This is a genomic window from Legionella erythra, assembly GCF_001467615.1.
Lineage (GTDB): Bacteria > Pseudomonadota > Gammaproteobacteria > Legionellales > Legionellaceae > Legionella_C > Legionella_C erythra.
In genome coordinates this window covers 13,507-32,359 of record NZ_LNYA01000028.1, presented here as the reverse complement: position 1 = coordinate 32,359, position 18,853 = coordinate 13,507, and the positions used below count along the sequence as shown (strand labels likewise).

Below are 18,853 nucleotides of genomic sequence, written 5' to 3'. Positions count from 1 at the left end.
GAAACAAAGTACAGTCTATAGTTATGAAAAGACTCTTGGATGGACAGGTATGCTGAACTATTTAAAAAAAGGCTGGAATGGGCAGTTGACGTTTGGGCAAATTTTTTTTAGCCAGGGAGGAGATTACCTTCTGGAGGGTGGTCTAGCCTATATCGTCTTTTATATTTTTATACTCACTGCTTTGTTCACCGGAGGATTCAATCTTGAGAATCTGTGGCTGCTTCCGTTGATGCTTTATGCCGTTGGTTTTTATATCTGGTTATTAAAAGCTTTTTGGGGTTCAGCTAACCAGAGCAGCAATGCATTCACCGCCACGATGATTCGTATTTTTACTATCCTGTTGCCTCTTATTTCTATCGCCTTGTTCGTGTTTATTTTACTCTATTACCTTGCTACGGCTATTTTGGAGTTACTGAATTAACCGGCTGATTATGAACTTTACCATTATTCCTATTCGTGAAGAATACATTGACAGTTACTGGCAAGCCCTTGACAGCGTGGCACGCGAGCAAAAATATTTGGCTTTTCTTAAAGGGCCGCCGCTTGAAATGACCCGGGATTTTGTCAAACAGAACCTCAAGGGGAATTGGCCTCATCTCATCGCTTTGCATGAGGAGGAAGTCATTGGCTGGTGTGACATTTCATCACTTGACCGTCCTGTCTTTGCTCACATCGGTTCGTTGGGTATTGGCGTTAGAGCCGCTTTTCGCGGCTTGGGCGTGGGAAAAGCCTTGCTGGCTGAAGCCCTCAAACAAGCACGTGAAAAAGGATTGACCCGCATTGAATTAACCGTGCGGGAACACAACAAAACCGCCAGGGCACTTTATCAACAGTTTGGTTTTGTCGTTGAGGGAATACATAAAAATGCCGTGTGCATTGACGGGCGGTATGAAAACCATTTGTCTATGGCTTTGCTTTATGCTTAAACGTCGGTTTTTTAAGACATGTAACGGCGACCCCAATCTCGCAAAGCCAACAGCATAGGTTCTAATTCAGCCCCGTATTCCGTCAACGAATATTCAACTTTTGGGGGGACCTGAGCATAAACCTGCCGATGAACAACGCCATCTTTTTCCAGTTCACGCAATTGCAGGGTGAGCATGCGTTGCGTAATGCTTGGCATCAGACGTCTAAGCTCGTTAAATCGTTTGGTGCCGGAAAGCAGATGGAAGAGAATTAACCCTTTCCATTTATTACCAATAACATCAAGGGCAGCTTCTACAGCACAGCCATAATGGCAATTGTTCTGTCGTCGACTGGGTTTCGTCATAAACAAATCTCGGTATATTTTTTGTAACTATATTACAAAACTGTGCATTCTTGCACAAATTAATGGCATGGTTACACTGTTGCAAACCCAGTAACGAGCAATAATCATGACAAAATCAATGCGTATTTTCATAGGACTTTCATTATTTTGCAGGATGCTTTCAGCGGCTGAATACACCTCTGTTTCTTTCTTTGCCTCCAATAACACCGGTATAATCCAACCGGAACAAGCCTACCAGCGCCTGCTCAGTGACGCACAGAATCAATTGAAAAACACCATCATCGATATCTTTCAATCCCATCACCTGGAGCAGAGCCAGTGCGAAGACGGCATCGGCGTGTATCAAATGGCAGACAGCGGCCATTTGACTGCAGATAATGGCAAGATTTTTACAACCTCGCCTTATCAAACGCTCACCGATGACACAATATTTTCTCTCTCTCAAGAGATGGCAAACGCTTTGCAGCAGGAAAGCGTGGCTGTTTTTGTTCCGGATGACAAGGCCGAAGCCGCCGAGACCACCGTCTATCTTAATTCCCGGCATTACAGCCTGACGCAAACCATCAAACTGATTAATGAACGACTCCCAGCCGATTATTCCCAGGCATTCACCCTTCATTTTGACAGTAAATACGGGGGTTTTGACGAAGCAACCATTGGCAGCATTGAGTGGTTGGGCAATCAAATTGATCCGGTTGTTATTCAAAACGCCTTTCCTGAAGAAAAAATGACAAGGAAGCATGGCAAAGCGTTTTTAATCTATCACGATGGGCGCATTGTTAATTTTTAAGCATTGGTTCTTTCCTGCATAAAATCCAGGCTGGCTCGGCGACAAGTCAGCCTTTTTCATCGACTGAAATTATTTTACCCAACCCTGTCATCGATAGGTCATTGTATTTAAGAATCATCCTGTTACAATTGCGTGCAGTATTAATGCTCTGAATGAAGATATGATCAAATTAACCAGCCTGTTTATTGGACTCACCTTACTAAGCCATCCCCTTGCTGCCTCCGATGTCTCGTCTGTCACTTTTTATGCAGCGAATAATGTTGGCGAAGTTGCCCCAACTGAGGCCTACAAAAACCTGTTAAGTGAAAAGCAGCGTCAATTAGAAACCACCATGGTTGATATCATGCAATCCCATCATCTTGAACAAAGTCAAGGTGAAAACATTTTGTGCATGTACAAAACCGAATCTGACGGACATTTGGCCGCGGAAAACAGCAAACTGTTTACCAGCTCCCCTTACCAATCCATTGCCGAAGATGAAATATTCACTATCTCAAAAGAACTGGTCAGTACCTTACAACAAGAAGCCGTTGCCGTCTTTATTCCCAACGAACAGGCTGGCAGTGGCGATACCATTATTTACCTTAATTCACACCATTACACAGTTGACGACGTCTTAAAACGCATCAGCGAAAAATTGCCCCCGGAATACACGCAGATCTATACCTTGCATTTTGATAGCACCTACGGTGATTTTCATAAGGCTCGAGTAGGTCGTGTTGAATGGTTAGGTCATCAGATTGATTCGTCTGTCATTCAGGCTGCATTCCCTGACGATACGATTGAAGTAAAAAATGGGCAGGCTTACCTTGTGCTCAAAGATGGGCAAATAGTTAATTTTTAACACATCACGAAACATGGGCTATACAGGGTATAGCCCCGTCAGCATATGATCATCACATGAGATCGTTTAGCAAGGCTGCCAAACGACAACCTGCCAGAGCGATGCGTTGCTCAGCCGTTACCTTCACCATATCCTGGTATTCATTGCTCGGTTTTTCACCATTTTTGATTTGATACGCCTTGGCAATGGCCAATTGATAAGACTCCTGGCTCCAGGCCTTGGCATCAAGCGTCATGTTATTCACGTGACAAGGCCAACGCTGTTCAATTTTCCAGGCTTTAGCGTTCAGTTGTTTGGTGTTTAATCGGGCTGTTTTAAGAAAGCCGCCGCCATTATCCCAATAGGAATGCAGGTTGGGGCCAACGGGATTGTCACCCAGCATGACCAGATTACCTCCCATGTCGCCTTTGGGGTGTTGAACGCTGAATTGACTGATGGCGTGTAGCGGCTGATGGATGTCCCCTACCACGTGTAAAAGAATTCTTAAACTGAATCCTTTATTAAAGAGACTGGCCTTGGGGTCCTTCAACACTTTCTTCGCCTTCTCGATGGCGTAAACAGCATTCACTTCATCCGGTTGAATCAGCTCAGTCCCATCGACAGAATAGGGAATATCGATGTAATGCATGGGTTGCAGCCACAGGTCATTCATGTAACGCAGGCCATCCATCCAGGGTGCTGCATTCACCAGGGATTGCGATTTAAAAACGCTATCCAGACCATGGTTGTAACGGACATATTGCGAACGGGCCTCCTTGTTTAAATGATGGTAGGCAATCTGCGCTACCAGACGGTGTCCGGTAGCATTCCAACTGTAAGCAGTGCCTGCGGCTGCCAACGCAGCCATGGTCATAACACCGACAATTCCTTTTTTCACTGCAACTCCTTGATTGTTTGATTAGCCCAAAAACGGTGACCAGGCAGGTTCCTGCACATCCCCTTCTCTCGCCGGTAAACGCATGTGAATGCGGCCATCCAGAGAAACAATGCCCAACACCCCTTTGTCATTGTGACGAGTAGCATAGAGAATCAACCGGCCATTAGGGGAAATAGAGGGCGATTCGTCCAGGGTTGCGAATGTCACCTGGGTAACATGCCCAGTATCATCCTGCACGGCAATATTAAAGCGGCTGTCCTGCTCTTTATGCAGCATGACAATGTGCCGCTGATCAGGGGTGTAGGAAGCACGCGCATTGTAACTGCCATCATATGTCACGCGCGAAACACTGCCGTCGGCTAAGGACAAACGGTAAACCTGAGGAGAGCCACCGCGTCCGGAAGTAAACAGCAGGCTTTTGCCATCCGGGGCAAAACGTGGCTCTGTATCAATGGCGTCTCCAAAAGTCAACTGTTTTAACTGGCCGGAAGACAGATTGACCGTATAAATTTTAGCGCTGCCGCTCTTTGAGAGCACAACGGCCAATTGATTACCATCTGGCGACCAGGCAGGCGCACCGTTAATGCCAGTAAAATCGGTGACCAGACGTCGCTTACCCGTTTCAACCGACACAATAAAAATCTGCGCTTTTTTCTTTTCAAAAGAAACGTAGGCAATTTGTCGCCCGTCTGGTGACCAGGAAGGCGACATAATGGGCTCGGACGAAACCAGCAGGCTCTGGGGATTAAATCCATCGGCATCAGCAACCTCCAGCGAATAGCGGGAACGTCCTGCACCGCGCTGCACCAGCACATAGGCAATCCGGGTGGAGAACACACCGCGCTCACCAGTCAGTTTCTCATAGACCAAATCACTGATATGATGCGCTAAAGCCCGAATATCATTGCTGCCCACCTGGAAACTTTTTGATAGCAGACGCCCATTGGCTACCGCGTCAATGAGATCAAAACTGACGTCATAGCGGTTAAAACCCAATTTGCTGACCCGGCCAGTTAATACGCTATCAGCACCCGCGCCACGAAGAATACCGACCCCTTGCGCACCTTCAGGCAAGCCTGGCGGTGTCGGAATGATTTTGAATTGGCCTGATAACTGCAAATCATGATTAATGATCGTCGTCAATTCAGAGCCGGCACTGTCGTAACCAAAAGAATTAATGGCAATGGGCAAAGCCGAGTTAATCCCCTGGGTTAATTCGAGATCGAGGGCATAAGACCCACTCGACAATGCAGCGAAAAATAATATCACAAGTCGTTTTAACACGGTTATCCCCTCACGTTTTCTGGTCGTACGGTTAAACTGATATCACGAAATATATCAAAGGTCGCGGGATCAGTCGGTACTGGCAGCGGCGACGCTTTATAAATCGCAGTTTGTGCGGAGCGATCGAGAATGGGATCACCGCTGCTGCGGATTAAACTCACCTCAAGCACTGCGCCATCAGGCGCCAAGCGAATCCTGAATTGACTGGATAAGCCGCGATCGACATTATCCGGCAAAATCCATTGGCGTCCGATTGCATTGATAATCAGCGCTTTGTATTTATCCACTTCGCCGGCAAGACGGGCTCGATTGGCCGCAGCCTGGGCTGCTTCAGCCGCCGCCCTCTCAGCGGCCGCTTTTTCTGCCGCAGCTTTTTCGGCTGCGGCTTTCTGAGCGGCCAATTTCACCGCTTCGTCCTTTTTACGGGCTTCTGCTGCCGCCTGTTCAGCCTTCAATTTGTCAGCTTTGGCTTTTTCCTCGTCTTTTTTCTTCTTCAATTCAGCCAGCTTCGCCGCTTCCTGTTGCTGCTTTTTTTCCAATTCCTGCTGTTGCTTTTTAAGCTCCTGGAGTCGCTTGGCTTCCTGCTCTTTTTGCAAAGCCAGTTGTTTCAGGCGCTTTTGCTCTTCTTCCATTTGTTTCTTTCTGGCAATGGCGAGCTTATCCGCTTCTTCTTTTAATTTCGCTAAACGTTGCTGTTCTTGCAAACGCGCCCGTTTCGCCTGCAAAACCTGTTGCGCCAGGGCTTTCTGACGCGCCTGTTCCGCTTTGATTTGTTGCGCCCGCTGCTGTTTTAAACGATTGACGGTCTCCATGACTTCCTGATTGTTAACGCTCACCGCCTTAACAATTTCTTTTTGCATAGCATTGGCTTCTATCGGCGTCATCTCACCGGGGGTATTTTTGGCTTCATTCACCAAAACGGGTCGTTTGCTGGATGACTCCGTCAGTAATAACAAGGCTAACAACAAATGCAGCGTCAGAGCCGCATAAAACGCTTTGCGGTAGCTCTGTTCAATCCTCATGCTTGGTTCTCCGAAATGGCCTCAGACGAATCGGTTAATAAGCCGACCTGTTCAGCCCCAGCCTGTTTCAACAACGCCATGGCACCCACTACTTTGCCATAGGGCACACCCTGATCGCCTTTCACCAGGACATTAATGGGCTGGTTATTCTGTTTGGCCAACTCCAATTCTGCGGCCACCCTCACCATCAGAGCCTTGGGCTCCATGGGTAAATCCGGCGCCGTGTTGATGTTTAGGAAATAGTCGCCGCGTAAATTCACCGACACGATGATGGGTTCTCGCTCAGTGGGTTTTAGGGACTGGCTTGCGGCCTTCGGTAAATCGACCGTGACCCCCTGTGTCAGCATAGGTGCCGTAATCATAAAAATAACCAGCAAAACCAGCATGACGTCAATGTAGGGAACCACATTGATTTCTGCAATCGGTTGAGACGATTTGGTTTTTTTTCTTAACATCGTTTATCCTCTCACGGGCACAGCGCTTTGTTGCTCTATCAACGAAACCAGTTCATCCTGAAAAAGATCATATTGTTCCAGCAGGTTGCCGGCACGGGTACTGTAACGGTTATAGGCAATGACCGCCGGAATGGCCGTAAACAAGCCCAATGCGGTGGCCACCAGCGCTTCTGAAATACCAGGCGCCACCATGGCAATGGTAGCCTGCTGTGCCTGGCCTAAGGCCTGGAATGACGTCATGATGCCCCACACAGTCCCAAACAAACCAATGTAGGGAGAAATGGAGCCGACAGAAGCAAAGAAAGGCAGGTGTTTTTCGAGACGCATGGCTTCCTTGGCATGGCTGATTTGCATGACGCGCTGGATGGGTTCAAGCACGACGGCCCCCTGTTTTCTAGCCCGCACGTATTCTTTAAACCCCGCATGGAAAATGGCGGCGATGCCTTGCCGTTCATCCGCGTGACTATCGATATCGGCATACAATTTACTCAAATCGCCGCTATCCCAAAAACGGCGGGTAAATTGGTCGCATTGCTGCTTTTTGCGGTTAAAAAACCATGCTCGCTGGATAATCAATGTCCAGGAAACGATAGAGGCAGAAAGTAAAATCAGCATCACGGTTTTAACCACCAAACCGGCTTGTAAAAAATAACCTAAGACACTGGCATGGCTACCCACGTTGATTCCTCCTACTTGTCATTTCTTATTTAATTGTAATCGGGCGGTATACGCTGTATTTTCATTGCACTATCGACACAGACAATTTTAACCTGCGCCTCGCAAAGAAGCATATTATGCTGATTTCGCAGGTTTTGTTCAAATAAAATACTGCAGGATCCCCGCTTCATGATGTCCGTACTGACCAAAAGCAAATCATCCAGCCTGGCTGGATGCAAAAACTGCATCTTGACGTCGCTAATGATAAAGTGCCGGTCATACTCCGAAGCCATTTGTGTCAGGGACCAGTTTTTCTCACGCAACATTTCCGTTCGCGCCCGTTCAAAAAAGCAAAGGAAATTGGCATGATAAACAATGCCCATCATGTCAGTGTCTTCAGCATACACGCGAAAGTGGCTTTGATAACTCATTTACAACTCATGCTCGACCGGTTGCAGGCCAAAATGGTGATAGGCCAGATTGGTTGCTATTCTACCGCGAGGCGTCCGCATGAGATAGCCTTGTTGAATAAGAAAAGGCTCAAGAACATCTTCAATGGTCCCCTTTTCTTCCCCAATCGCCGCGGCAATGCTGTCCAAGCCCACGGGGCCGCCGCCAAAACGTTCGATGACAGTCAGCAATAATTTCCTATCCATCAAATCAAAGCCCAGTTTATCGACATCGAGCATTTGCAAAGCCTGATTAGCGATGTCGCGATTAATTCTGCCATTGCCTTTAACCTCGGCATAATCCCGCACCCGCCGTAAAAGCCGGTTGGCAATCCGCGGTGTACCGCGCGAACGCATAGCAATCTCACGCGCGCCATCCTCATCCGTTTCAACCTTAAGCAACCGCGCGGAACGGGAAACAATCTGGGTTAAGGCATCGACAGGATAAAACTCAAGGCGTTGCACAATTCCAAAACGATCCCGCAAGGGTGAAGTTAGAAGTCCAGCACGGGTTGTTGCTCCAACCAGTGTAAATGGAGGCAATTCAAGTTTGATGGAGCGTGCGGCCGGTCCTTCACCAATCATGATATCCAGTTTGTAATCTTCCATTGCAGGGTAAAGAATTTCTTCAATCAGCGGACTTAAGCGATGAATTTCATCAATAAACAGAACATCATTTTCTTCAAGGTTAGTCAGGATGGCAGCCAGATCGCCGGCTTTATCAAGTACTGGACCAGAGGTTTGGCGCAGATTGACACCCAACTCATGCGAAATAATGTTGGCCAGCGTTGTTTTACCCAAACCCGGAGGCCCGAAGATCAGAACATGATCCAAGGCGTCCCGTCGGTTTTTAGCCGCATCAATAAAAATTTGCATTTGCGAGCGCACAGCCTCCTGGCCAATGTATTCCTTAAGGCTTGGGGGACGGATGGCGCGATCAATCGCTTCTTCGGAGTCAGCGGGTGTTGCGCTGATGAGTCGATCACTTTCGAGCATGTAGGATTTAAGGATTAATCACGGATGTAGCCATTCTAACACAGCTTTTTAATGCTTTCTCTTGTCATTTGGTTTATTAATACCTGTCCAAAGCATTTCACGGGTACGGCAAATACGGGAACGGACGGTGCCTAACGGACAATTGAGGTAAGCGGCTACTTCTTCATAACTTAAACCACCAAACACATGCAGCAGAAAGCATTGCTGCATGCCTTGCGGCAACTCGCCAAACAGGGTATCCAGACGTCTCCCCAGTTGAAATTCAATCAGCAGGGCCTCAGGATTCGTCACGGCATCCGGCAGTATGCAATCAGCAGCGGCCTCGTGTTCAGCCATTAACTGCCGACTGCGGTAATAGTTTTTAACGGTATTTTGAATAATGCGATAAAGCCAGGTGGTGAAGCTTGAACGGCAATCAAACTGCTGGATATGTCGGAATAATTTAATGCAAACTTCCTGCACCAGGTCATGAACTGCCGAGGCATCGTGCACCTGTTGCCCTATTTGCCGGGTAATTTTTTGGTAATAGCGTGATATCAGTTGATTAATGGCTTTCTCATTGCCATTAAGCGCACTATGAATTAATTGATAATCCGTTTCCCCTGACGATAGGCCCATTATATCAATATCCAACCATATTGATTAATATATCGACAACGCGGACGTCTTCTTTAACCCTATTTCACTTTTTCAATGATTTTCAACTGCCTGTCATCATCCTTGCCCAGTTGATCACAAAAAATAACCAGGACCTTTTGCTTGTCCTCAGAAAAGAATTTAACAAGAATAAATAAGCCGGTATGCAGTAACAGCCGATGCTTCGTAAACGTTTCAATCGCATCATGGCCAACCAATTGCCAGGTATTGCCCTGATGAATGAATTCGCGGCACCCACCCGCCGGATAAGGATGCCTAATCCCGCAGAGAAAGATGCCCAGAAGGACACCCAATAACGGAATAATTAAAGCCCATGGCAATCCGGAATAAACCAACAGCAGGGATGCGGTTGTATTGAGCAGGGCCAAGGTATAAAGATAATGGCGGGAGCTACTTAAGGTAATCCTGTAATTGAATCCGTTTGACAATTTCTTCCACGTCCCTGTCGGCCGGCTCACTGCCCATTAGCCAGCTATAAAGCACCGGATCGGGCTGCTGCAGCAAGGCTTCAAATTGGCTAATCTGCTCTTCGCTTAGCTCATCAAGCTGCCGATTAAGAAACTGGTTCAACAACAGATCCAGCTCTAACATTCCCCGTCGGCATTGCCATGTCAGTTTTGCTTTTCTAGCGGCGCCTATCATGCTTATCCAGTTGTAAAAGCCGTCAATGTTACACTAAACTTGCAAACTACCGCAATCTTGAGGCAATGTCAGGTCACCCTATGAACCATAGCACATACACAATAGCAAACCGTATTTACCAAACACAGCATCCTCTAAAGGAAGAAGTTCATTTCGACACGGCTGAAAACTATATTTTTCACCTGCCGAATTTAGCCGTCCTTGCTGTTGACGGTGCGAAGGCTGCTGATTTTCTGCAAGGGCAAGTAACCTGTGATTTGCGCAAGATTACTCCGTCCACCATGCAACGCGGGGCCTTATGCAACCTGAAAGGTCGTATCATGGCCTTACTCGATGTCATCGATTGGCAGGGTTATCATCTGGTGCTGCAACGGGATTTGCTTGAAGAAACGAAAAACAATCTGTCGAAAACAGCCATGCTGTCACGCGTCACTTTGCAGGTGAATGATGAGTATCACGCATTTGGTTTTTTAATTAACACCAGCAATCGAACCCTACCGCATTTCCCCTTGCCCGCCGAAACAGGACAGGTGACCCAGTCCTCTGACTACTGCTGCTATTTTCTGGGTCATAATTTATTTTTAGCACTCATCCACCAGGACAGAGTCAGCCATTACCTTGACCATTTTTCCGCTTCGCAACAGCGGGGTTCGCTGGGCTGGCATTATTTGCAGCTTTTAAACCGCCATGTCAGCATCTATCCTGAAACCCGCGGCCTCTTTCTCGCCCACCGCATTGATTTGCACAAGCAGGGCTATATCAGTTTTGACAAAGGATGCTATAAGGGACAGGAAATCATTGCCCGCACGCATTATAAAGCCAAATTAAAACACGAACTGCAGATTTTCACCGTCTTAAGCGACAACCCGCCCGTGGTCGGCAGCCGCCTTTTTGCTGAGGGCACGCAACAGGAAATCGGCGAACTCATTGATTTTTGTCCCAAAGGAACCGATTGTTATCTGATCGCGGTGAGTATTCATTTTGAGCATGCGCAGGTGGTTACACTCGAAAATCATGACCAGGCCCTGATGCTGCTTGATCCGCTGGAAAATACCAAAGGAAGCTGATCGGATTTGGCCATTAAACCTGAGGTCAATGGCATGTAAATTTTATGCGTTATAGCTATCTTTTGCCTACATGCCGTGCTTTATGCACAGCATTTGAATCGAGGGTAATCACTGGATTCCGCGCACAAGGCGCGGAAAGTAGACATCTTATTGAGGAAGGGCCACAAAGGCAAAAGTGAGGGAAGGGCATTGAAGCAAAGTGGCCATTTGAATTCGTAAAGTACGTATAATGCCTTTGCCGGTTGAGGCCTCACCCGGATTAAACCTTAAAGATGAGAAACCTCATCAATACCCCGACGTCCCGGCAACATGCGTTGTACGACATTGTCTTTATCAATAAAGTAATGTTTAAACGCACCCGCTACATGCAAAACCAACAGGGCTATAATAATCCAGGCGATTACTTCATGGCTCTCGGCCAAAAAATGGGCCAGCGATTTATCTTCAGGGATACCAGGCAAGGTCAAGGTAACCAGGCCAAACAATTGCGGCGGCCTGCCAGCTGCCACCGACATCACCCAACCCACAACCGGCATGAGAATGACAAACACATAGAGGGCATACTGCACAAAACGGGCCGCAAAGACCTGCCAGGCCGGAACAGTCATAGGCAAAGGCGGTTTACCGGTGCGGATAATCCAGATAACGCGTAAAATCATCAAAGCCAAAATAGTAAGCCCAAATGATTTATGCATCATGTAGGCCATGCCTTGCCATTGCTTCGGTACATCATCGAGAAAAAAACTTCCAGCGAGCATAAGAATTAAAATCAACGCCACAGTCCAATGAAAAAATTTGGACCCGGACGAGTAAGCCGTTATTGATTTGCCATTATTCAATTTAAACTCCTTGTAATAAGCAGCGGCTATCGGTGTAGCCGCATCATTTTAGGTAGTGACTTCCTTTTCTGACATCTGCAAGGTCGTCTGGGTTAAATCAAGCAATTCTCTGATGGCCACAAAAAACATGGTGTAATTCAGAGATTGACTTGAACGCAGGTCGGCCAGAATGTGACGCCAACGCTCAATCAACGTGCTATGATTTTCAGCCCAATGAGCAAATGATTTCATCGAATCTTTTTTCTTTTCATCAAGGCTGATAATACCAACTGTCAATTGCCGCTGCTGCCAATCCAAATCATCCCGCAAGGCTTCGCGAGACAGGGACTCCCAGTTATTTTCAGTGGGGTGAACAATAACCTGCGAGCGAATCCAGCCCAAATCGAGGAATTCGCCAATAGCAAAGTAAGCCTGCGCCACCTGAGTAACACTCAGTTCCAGTTTTTGCGCCACTTCAATAATATCCATGGCTGAAAACAAGGCGCGGGTGATTGTCAGTTCATGAGCAAACTCCTCATCCACACCCAAATCAATATAATGTTGATACTGTTCCTTGTATTGGGCAAGGTTCCCTTCACTATAGATAGTGGGGATAGCCTTTTTCAACTCCTCAACCCCGGGGCCATAAAGTTTAACGGCCTTGCTGATATTTAAGCGCATGCGCTGGCTTCTTAAGAACCAACGGGTTACCCGGCGCATTAATCGTACATAGAGCATGACAATATCAATCTGTTTGGACGCACTGACAAAGGACTCCAACGCACTGATTTTCTTCAACACGCCATCAATATTAAGCACCGTGCGCGCAATCATGTAGGCACGGACAATGGCTGAAACAGGCGCACCGGTTTCATCCTGCATGCGGTAAATGAAAGTAAAGCCCATCTCATTTACGATGATATTGCTTAAACGGGTAGCGATAATTTCCCGGCGCAATGGGTGTTCCTGCATCTGGGTGCTGAAACGCTCCTGAAGCGGCCTTGGAAAATAGCTGACCAGGAAGGTTTTCAAATACGCGTCCTCAGGAACATTGGTTGCCAATATCTGCTCTTTAAGAATGGTTTTACTGTAGCATAGTAAAACCGCGATGGACGGCGGCACCAAGCCTTTACCCAGGAGTTTACGCTCGGCAAACATTTTGTCATCCGGCAGGAACTCAAGATTTCTGTCGATTTTGCCCGTACGCTCCAATTCATTGATATAGCGCATGTGCAATTCAACTGATTTTAACGCCTGAGCCGCTGTATAACTGATGGCGCGTGGTTGGGCAAAATTATCCCTCAATACCAGTGCGGCAACTTCATCCGTCATTTCTGCCAGCAGTTCATTACGTTGTTTTGGCGTTAAATCGCCCGCAGCGACAATGCTGTTTAACAGAATTTTAATGTTAACTTCTTTGTCAGAGCAGTTTACACCACCTGAATTGTCAATGAAGTCGGTGTAAATTAATCCACCTTCCATCGCATATTCAACACGCGCCAATTGGGTTAATCCGAGATTACCGCCCTCGCCCACCATTTTACATCGCAGCTGTTTCGCGTTGATGCGCGTCGCATCATTGCTTCGATCGCCGACGTCAGCATGGGTTTCGCTTTGCGCTTTGACGAATGTTCCTATTCCGGCACTCCACAACAGATCCACTTTGGCACGCAGGATAATCCGAATCAATTCATTGGGTTCAATCTGAGCCTGCTTGATCCCGAAGACCTGCTTCATCTCCTTACTGACCGGTATCGATTTGGCATTGCGGTTAAACACGCCGCCGCCTTTGGAAATTAATTTCTTGTCATAATCGCTCCAGTTTGAACGCGGCAGATTAAACAGACGCTCACGCTCCTTGAAGCTGACCTCCGGATCAGGATTGGGATCGATGAAAATATGAAGATGATTAAACGCACCCAGCAATTTGATATGCCGGGATAACAACATGCCGTTACCAAACACATCCCCTGCCATGTCACCGATACCAACAACCGTAAAGTCTTTATCGATATCCATGCCGGATTCGTAGAAGTGACGCTTGACCGATTCCCAGGCGCCCCGGGCGGTAATACCCATTTTCTTATGGTCATAACCGACAGAGCCCCCAGACGCAAACGCGTCTCCGAGCCAGAAGCCATACTCTAAAGAAATGGCGTTAGCGATATCAGAGAACGAGGCTGTTCCTTTATCGGCGGCCACCACAAGGTAAGGATCATCCTCATCATAGCTGAGGACGTTGGCTGGTTTTTCAACCACTGATCCCTTGTAATTATCGGTGATATCGAGCAGGCCGCGGATAAATTCCTGATAACAGGCAATCCCTTCGGCCTGAATGTCTTCACGGCTGCCATTTAAAGGCAGGTGCTTGGGTACAAATCCACCTTTCGCACCACTTGGCACGATAACCGCGTTTTTGACTTGCTGCGCTTTCATAAGGCCCAAGATCTCGGTTCTAAAATCCTCTTTGCGATCAGACCAGCGCAATCCTCCGCGAGCGACTTTACCGCCGCGCAGATGCACACCTTCAAAACGCGGCGAATAAATGAAAATCTCAAACATCGGATAGGGTTTGGGAACGCCCGGAATAGCCTTGCTGTTCAGTTTGATAGAAATGTTTTTCTTGGGATTCCCCTTGGCATCCACCTGGTAATAATTGGTTCTTAACGTGGCAGAAATAGCATGCACGTATTGGCGGATTATTTTATCTTCATCCAGATTGCTGACATTATCCAAGGCAGTAAAAATTTGATCGATCTGACTGGTGAATTGATCTTCGCGTTGATTATTGGGCTGTGGATTAAAGCGGGTTTCAAACAATTCGACCAGTTTTTTAGCGATTGCCGCATTGTTATGCAACGCCAACTCAATGTATTCCTGGCTGAAGGTCAGTCCGATTTGCTTAAAGTATTTCGCGTAGGTACGCAAGACTGCCACCTGACGCCAATTAAGGCCGGCAGCCAATACCAACTGGTTAAAACCATCATTTTCGGCATGACCAAACCAGACACTCGCAAAGGCATTCTGGAACAGATCCTTGATTTCATCAATATCAAAGCAGACGCCACGGGTGTATTGCAGAGCAAAATCATTAATCCAGGTCACACTGCCGTCCTCAAACTTCAACACGTAAGGACGTTCACTGATAGCCCGCATGCCGAGGCGTTCCACAATAGGCAGGACATCAGACAAGGGGATGGTGGTGTTATGTTGATAAATTTTAAGGCGGAAGCTGTCAGCAACCTCATCCATGGGACGATAGAAATTCATTACCAGTGGGTTGTCATCTGACAGGGCTTCAACATGCTTGATGTCATAAACAGCCGTGCGCGGCGAGAAAGTATCGCAATAGGAGACAGGGAATGCGCCGCGGTATCGGGCAAACAGGTGATTAGCCTGTTCCTCGCCGAAGGTTTCAACCAGAAAATGCTGCAATTCGTCATTCCATGAACGGCCAACCTCAATCAGTTTTTGTTCGATTTCCTTAAAGTCCCATTGCGTTTCATCCTGAGGGTTCGTGCGGATAATGAAATGAATACGCGCCAGTACGGATTCAGAGAACCAGGTGGAAAACGTGATTTCCTCTGCATTAAAGCTTTTTTCAAGAATATGCTGCATGGCCTGGCGCAACTCGGTATTGAAGCGCTCTTTGGGAACATAGACTAAACAGGAAATAAAGCGTCGATACACATCGACACGCGCAAACATACGGATTCGTCGGCGTTCCTGCATGTAATAAATACCCATGGCAATTTCCAGCAGCTCATCTTCGGATGCCTGGATTAAATCGTCACGCGGCAAGGTTTCAAGAATATTTAACAAAACCTTTCCGGCGTGGCTTCGTGGCACCAGCGTGGAATTGTTCATCACTTTAGCGACTTTATGGCGCAGGAAAGGAATGTGTTTGGGGTTGGTATTGTAAGCGGCAGACGTATACAGACCAATGATCCGCATCTCACCTATCACCTGCCCTTTTTTATTGAAGCGTTTAACGCCAATGTAGTCGGTATAAGCCTGACGATGAACCGTCGCTTCAGTATTGGTTTTAAACATCACCAGAGCCCGTGAGGACAGGGTAAGCTCGCGCGCCTCGGGGGTCATGGCTGAAATGCTGCGGGCTGTGGATTTGCTAAGGCTTGGCCGCAATACCCCAAGGCCTGTTTCCGGTAGCGGCTGCAGAATGGTTTCATGGCCTTTTTCAACCAGTTCATAATCACGAATGCCCAGGAATGTAAAATGATGATCTTCAATCCATTCCAGGAAAGCTTTCGTTTCCTCCGCTTCGGCTGGATCAAGAATATCCGGGGCGTCATCCAGCTCAGCAATGGCTCGGCGCACACGCTCACGCATCGCCGGCCAATCTTCAACCACGGCTCGATTGTCCTCGAGAACGCGGTCGAAATTACGGTGCAACTCTTCCAGGATAGCCGGATCCGTTTGTCGGTCAATTTCCATGAAAATCGGGGCTTCGACAAAAACGTCTTTCTTGTGATCCATAGCGGGATTGGAGCTGCGGGGCAATACCTGAACGACCTGATTTTTTTCATTCCGTTTCACGGTCAGACCACCCATGTGAATGACGAGGTGGGCTTCAAAGCCCATGCGGTTGACAACCATTCTCAACGAGTCAACCAGAAAAGGCATGTCGGTCGTTAACACTTCAACCACGGTATGGGTGGTCTGCCAGCCGTGCCTTTCAAAATCGGGGTTGTAAATACGGATCTTGGTTTCATTGGGTGCGCGGGTCTGGATAAGAGACCAAAAATTAATCGCTGCCCCATAAAGATCTTCAATATCCCATTCGCACAGGTCTTCCATGGCAACTGTGCTGTAAAACTGTCGCACGAACTCAGAGCACAATTGGGCTTGTTCGGGTTCCATTTTGCGCTTCAGTTTATCAACGATGGCATAAATGATTAAATCTTTACCTTCTTCGAATTTGTAAGACATTCAATCACCTCAATTAGGCACAAAAAATTAGCTGCCGCGCATTATATACTGGTGTTTCGCAACTTACACGGCAATATTGCAAATTTATTAAACTATTATTCAATAAAGACGAGGGTATCAATAGCAACCCAATCGGCTAGTTCCATCATATCCTTATTGCGCATGCGAATACATCCCCGCGATCCGGGCATGCCAAGGGGAGTTGAATCGGGTGTACCATGGATATAAATGTAGCGTTTAAGACTGTCGACCTCACCGCCCTGATTGCGCCCGGGTTCTAAACCATCCAACTGGAGAATGCGGGTTAAAATCCAGTCCCGTTCCGGATAACGTGCAGCCAGCGATGCATCATAGATTTCACCTGTCCACTCGCGCCCTACAAAAACGCTGTTTTCGGCAGCATCCAATCCTATCCGCGAATGGATGCGATGCCAGCCGCGGGGCGTGCATTCACTGCCCATGCGTTCACCCAAGCCGTTTTTCCCGGTAGAAACCGGGTAGGTTTTCCACAAAGCATCCTGCTCATAGCACTCCATGATTTGGCTTGCCGCCGAAATATAAATGTATTGCTTCATCTTGCATCACTTGATTGCTACGGTTTTAATATTAACAAACTCCAGGATTCCTTCCCGTGAAAGTTCACGTCCATAACCTGACTGCTTGATGCCGCCAAAGGGCAATCTCGGATCGGAAGCGACAAAGGCATTCACAAAACAACTGCCGGCTTCAATGCGGTTTTTGGCCATCTCTTCGCCACGCACAGTGTCGCGGGTAAAAACCGCGGCTGCTAACCCGTAAGGGCTTTGGTTCGCCAGGCGAATGCCTTCCTCTTCACTGTCAGCATGAATAACAGCAATAACAGGCCCGAATAATTCTTCATCAAAGGCCGTCATGCCAGGTTTGACATGCACAAGCAAGGTGGGCGGATAATAAAATCCGGAGCCCGCCGGCAACACCCCGCCGTCCACCAGGCGCGCGCCTTGCGCCACACTGTCAAGCACCTGTTGATGCAGGATATCACGCAAATCCTCTCGAGCCATGGGGCCCAGGGTGGTTTTACAATCGAGCGGTTCCCCCATTGTGTAATTTTTTAGGCGTTGCTGAAGCTTTATCACCAGCTCATCATGAACCGCGGCTACGGCGATAATGCGTTTGGCCGCGATGCAAACCTGTCCACAATTATTTAGACGGGATTTAACGATGCAATCCGCCGCCAGATCAAGATCTGCATCGGCAAGCACAAGATAAGGATCGCTTCCGCCCAATTCAAGCACTGATTTTTTTAAATGCGATGCGGCATTAGCGGCGACTATACGACCCGCCTTCTCGCTTCCGGTAAAGCTTAATGAGGTTATTTTCTCGTGGGCGATGATGGCCGCCGCTCCCTCATTATCCACCACTGCATGCTGGAAAAGGTGGGGAGGGAATCCGGCCTCAACGAACAATTTTTCGATAGCAAAACCACAGCCCGTGGTGATAGGCGCATGTTTTAAAATGACCGCGTTACCGGCCATGATAGCGGGTATGGCGCAACGATAAACCTGCCAGAAGGGAAAATTCCACGGCATGATTGCAAAGACAATACCAGCCGGCTGATAGTACACTGTTGATTTTTGCAATTCAGTCTGTATGATTTGCGGCTTTAAGTATTCTTCTGCTTTTTCGGCATAATGCTCACCAAGCCAGGCGCATTTTTCTATTTCCGCCTCGCCCTGAGCAATGGGTTTACCCATCTCACAGGCAATTAAAACAGCCAGTTCATTTTTTTTTCGGCGAAGCAACGCGCTTAAAACAAGCATTTGCCGGCGCCGCGAGGCAAATGACGTGCCGCGCCAGGCCAGGAAGGCTTGATTGCCTTGCTCAATGAGGGCGTCAATGCCTTTACCGGCAAGCAGAGGGTATTCAGTCAGTTTTTTCCCGGTAGCAGGATTGATGGTTTGAATGCTCATGGCGATGTCATTATTGTTAATTTAAACGAGTTTAGACTATCTCTGGATGAGTGCAACTATTTAAACGCTCCGACATGGCTGTTTTTCCCCTGCAATGGATAATATTTAATTCAGTTTTTATATTTT

The 18,853-nt window shown here is 47.5% G+C and carries 20 protein-coding genes; 5 read left to right on the top strand and 15 right to left on the bottom strand.

Features of this window, described 5'->3' with window-relative positions; translation table 11 throughout:
- The first annotated feature begins 49 nt into the window (after positions 1–49).
- Positions 50–421: a hypothetical protein gene (locus tag Lery_RS08960; protein WP_058526921.1), complete on the top strand. Its 372-nt coding sequence runs from the start codon at positions 50–52 to the stop codon at positions 419–421.
- A 10-nt stretch (positions 422–431) separates the two neighbouring features.
- On the top strand, positions 432–926 hold the full coding sequence (locus Lery_RS08955) for a GNAT family N-acetyltransferase (RefSeq protein ID WP_058526920.1): 495 nt from the start codon (positions 432–434) through the stop codon (positions 924–926).
- Between the two features lie 11 nt (positions 927–937).
- Here Lery_RS08955 and Lery_RS08950 read toward each other — a convergent pair whose 3' ends face one another.
- Complete coding sequence (locus Lery_RS08950) at positions 938–1,270, bottom strand: winged helix-turn-helix transcriptional regulator (RefSeq protein ID WP_058526919.1); 333 nt, start codon at positions 1,268–1,270, stop codon at positions 938–940.
- A 106-nt stretch (positions 1,271–1,376) separates the two neighbouring features.
- Here Lery_RS08950 and Lery_RS08945 point away from each other — a divergent pair, with 106 nt between their 5' ends.
- Both Lery_RS08945 and Lery_RS08940 read left to right on the top strand, forming a co-directional pair.
- Positions 1,377–2,060 (top strand): hypothetical protein, encoded by a 684-nt coding sequence (locus tag Lery_RS08945; RefSeq protein ID WP_131751052.1) that lies wholly within the window; start codon positions 1,377–1,379, stop codon positions 2,058–2,060.
- A 160-nt stretch (positions 2,061–2,220) separates the two neighbouring features.
- Entirely contained in the window at positions 2,221–2,904 is a 684-nt protein-coding gene (locus Lery_RS08940; RefSeq protein WP_058526917.1) for a hypothetical protein, read from the top strand.
- 52 nt (positions 2,905–2,956) lie between these two features.
- Here the strand turns inward: Lery_RS08940 and Lery_RS08935 are convergent, their stop codons facing one another.
- Genes Lery_RS08935 through Lery_RS08890 form a run of 10 tightly spaced genes read right to left on the bottom strand, consistent with a single transcriptional unit; the run spans position 2,957 to position 9,892 of the window.
- Positions 2,957–3,781, bottom strand: a complete 825-nt coding sequence (locus tag Lery_RS08935; RefSeq protein ID WP_082657170.1) for a S1/P1 nuclease — start codon at positions 3,779–3,781, stop codon at positions 2,957–2,959.
- Positions 3,782–3,802: 21 nt separating this feature from the next.
- Positions 3,803–5,065: a Tol-Pal system beta propeller repeat protein TolB gene (gene tolB / locus Lery_RS08930; RefSeq protein WP_058526916.1), complete on the bottom strand. Its 1,263-nt coding sequence runs from the start codon at positions 5,063–5,065 to the stop codon at positions 3,803–3,805.
- Between the two features lie 2 nt (positions 5,066–5,067).
- A complete protein-coding gene (tolA, locus tag Lery_RS08925; protein ID WP_058526915.1) occupies positions 5,068–6,087 on the bottom strand; it encodes a cell envelope integrity protein TolA in 1,020 nt (339 codons plus the stop codon).
- Complete coding sequence (tolR, locus tag Lery_RS08920; RefSeq protein ID WP_058526914.1) at positions 6,084–6,542, bottom strand: protein TolR; 459 nt, start codon at positions 6,540–6,542, stop codon at positions 6,084–6,086. Before tolR ends, tolA begins: the two co-directional genes overlap by 4 nt.
- A 3-nt stretch (positions 6,543–6,545) precedes the next feature.
- Positions 6,546–7,220, bottom strand: a complete 675-nt coding sequence (gene tolQ, locus Lery_RS08915; protein ID WP_058526913.1) for a protein TolQ — start codon at positions 7,218–7,220, stop codon at positions 6,546–6,548.
- Between the two features lie 29 nt (positions 7,221–7,249).
- Positions 7,250–7,630, bottom strand: a complete 381-nt coding sequence (locus tag Lery_RS08910; protein ID WP_058526912.1) for a YbgC/FadM family acyl-CoA thioesterase — start codon at positions 7,628–7,630, stop codon at positions 7,250–7,252.
- On the bottom strand, positions 7,631–8,644 hold the full coding sequence (ruvB, locus tag Lery_RS08905; RefSeq protein ID WP_058526911.1) for a Holliday junction branch migration DNA helicase RuvB: 1,014 nt from the start codon (positions 8,642–8,644) through the stop codon (positions 7,631–7,633). It lies immediately after the preceding gene.
- Between the two features lie 48 nt (positions 8,645–8,692).
- Positions 8,693–9,262 (bottom strand): RNA polymerase sigma factor, encoded by a 570-nt coding sequence (locus Lery_RS08900; protein WP_058526910.1) that lies wholly within the window; start codon positions 9,260–9,262, stop codon positions 8,693–8,695.
- A 59-nt stretch (positions 9,263–9,321) separates the two neighbouring features.
- Positions 9,322–9,729, bottom strand: a complete 408-nt coding sequence (locus tag Lery_RS08895; RefSeq protein ID WP_131751051.1) for a hypothetical protein — start codon at positions 9,727–9,729, stop codon at positions 9,322–9,324.
- Complete coding sequence (locus Lery_RS08890) at positions 9,692–9,892, bottom strand: succinate dehydrogenase assembly factor 2 (protein ID WP_237759194.1); 201 nt, start codon at positions 9,890–9,892, stop codon at positions 9,692–9,694. Before Lery_RS08890 ends, Lery_RS08895 begins: the two co-directional genes overlap by 38 nt.
- Before the next feature lie 131 nt (positions 9,893–10,023).
- On the opposite strand from Lery_RS08890, the gene ygfZ reads away from it, so the two are divergent.
- Positions 10,024–11,010, top strand: a complete 987-nt coding sequence (gene ygfZ / locus Lery_RS08885; RefSeq protein ID WP_058526907.1) for a CAF17-like 4Fe-4S cluster assembly/insertion protein YgfZ — start codon at positions 10,024–10,026, stop codon at positions 11,008–11,010.
- 266 nt (positions 11,011–11,276) lie between these two features.
- Here ygfZ and Lery_RS08880 read toward each other — a convergent pair whose 3' ends face one another.
- From Lery_RS08880 to Lery_RS08865, 4 genes are all read right to left on the bottom strand, one after another.
- Positions 11,277–11,849, bottom strand: a complete 573-nt coding sequence (locus Lery_RS08880; protein WP_058526906.1) for a cytochrome b — start codon at positions 11,847–11,849, stop codon at positions 11,277–11,279.
- Between the two features lie 48 nt (positions 11,850–11,897).
- Positions 11,898–16,778 carry an NAD-glutamate dehydrogenase gene (locus tag Lery_RS08875; protein WP_058526905.1) on the bottom strand — a complete coding sequence of 1,627 codons (4,881 nt, stop codon included), beginning with the start codon at positions 16,776–16,778 and terminating at the stop codon, positions 11,898–11,900.
- A gap of 95 nt (positions 16,779–16,873) precedes the next feature.
- Positions 16,874–17,353: a L,D-transpeptidase gene (locus Lery_RS08870; protein ID WP_058526904.1), complete on the bottom strand. Its 480-nt coding sequence runs from the start codon at positions 17,351–17,353 to the stop codon at positions 16,874–16,876.
- 6 nt (positions 17,354–17,359) lie between these two features.
- Positions 17,360–18,727, bottom strand: coding sequence for an NAD-dependent succinate-semialdehyde dehydrogenase (locus Lery_RS08865; RefSeq protein WP_058526903.1), 1,368 nt, complete (start codon positions 18,725–18,727; stop codon positions 17,360–17,362).
- Between the last annotated feature and the right edge of the window lie 126 nt (positions 18,728–18,853).

Coding starts and splice junctions, on each gene's coding strand:
- Lery_RS08960 (WP_058526921.1), top strand. CDS start 50: ATGCTGAACTATTTAAAAAAAGGCTGGAATGGGCAGTTGACGTTTGGG.
- Lery_RS08955 (WP_058526920.1), top strand. CDS start 432: ATGAACTTTACCATTATTCCTATTCGTGAAGAATACATTGACAGTTAC.
- Lery_RS08950 (WP_058526919.1), bottom strand. CDS start 1,270: ATGACGAAACCCAGTCGACGACAGAACAATTGCCATTATGGCTGTGCT.
- Lery_RS08945 (WP_131751052.1), top strand. CDS start 1,377: ATGACAAAATCAATGCGTATTTTCATAGGACTTTCATTATTTTGCAGG.
- Lery_RS08940 (WP_058526917.1), top strand. CDS start 2,221: ATGATCAAATTAACCAGCCTGTTTATTGGACTCACCTTACTAAGCCAT.
- tolA (WP_058526915.1), bottom strand. CDS start 6,087: ATGAGGATTGAACAGAGCTACCGCAAAGCGTTTTATGCGGCTCTGACG.
- tolR (WP_058526914.1), bottom strand. CDS start 6,542: ATGTTAAGAAAAAAAACCAAATCGTCTCAACCGATTGCAGAAATCAAT.
- Lery_RS08910 (WP_058526912.1), bottom strand. CDS start 7,630: ATGAGTTATCAAAGCCACTTTCGCGTGTATGCTGAAGACACTGACATG.
- ruvB (WP_058526911.1), bottom strand. CDS start 8,644: ATGCTCGAAAGTGATCGACTCATCAGCGCAACACCCGCTGACTCCGAA.
- Lery_RS08900 (WP_058526910.1), bottom strand. CDS start 9,262: ATGGGCCTATCGTCAGGGGAAACGGATTATCAATTAATTCATAGTGCG.
- Lery_RS08890 (WP_237759194.1), bottom strand. CDS start 9,892: ATGTTAGAGCTGGATCTGTTGTTGAACCAGTTTCTTAATCGGCAGCTT.
- ygfZ (WP_058526907.1), top strand. CDS start 10,024: ATGAACCATAGCACATACACAATAGCAAACCGTATTTACCAAACACAG.
- Lery_RS08875 (WP_058526905.1), bottom strand. CDS start 16,778: ATGTCTTACAAATTCGAAGAAGGTAAAGATTTAATCATTTATGCCATC.
- Lery_RS08870 (WP_058526904.1), bottom strand. CDS start 17,353: ATGAAGCAATACATTTATATTTCGGCGGCAAGCCAAATCATGGAGTGC.
- Lery_RS08865 (WP_058526903.1), bottom strand. CDS start 18,727: ATGAGCATTCAAACCATCAATCCTGCTACCGGGAAAAAACTGACTGAA.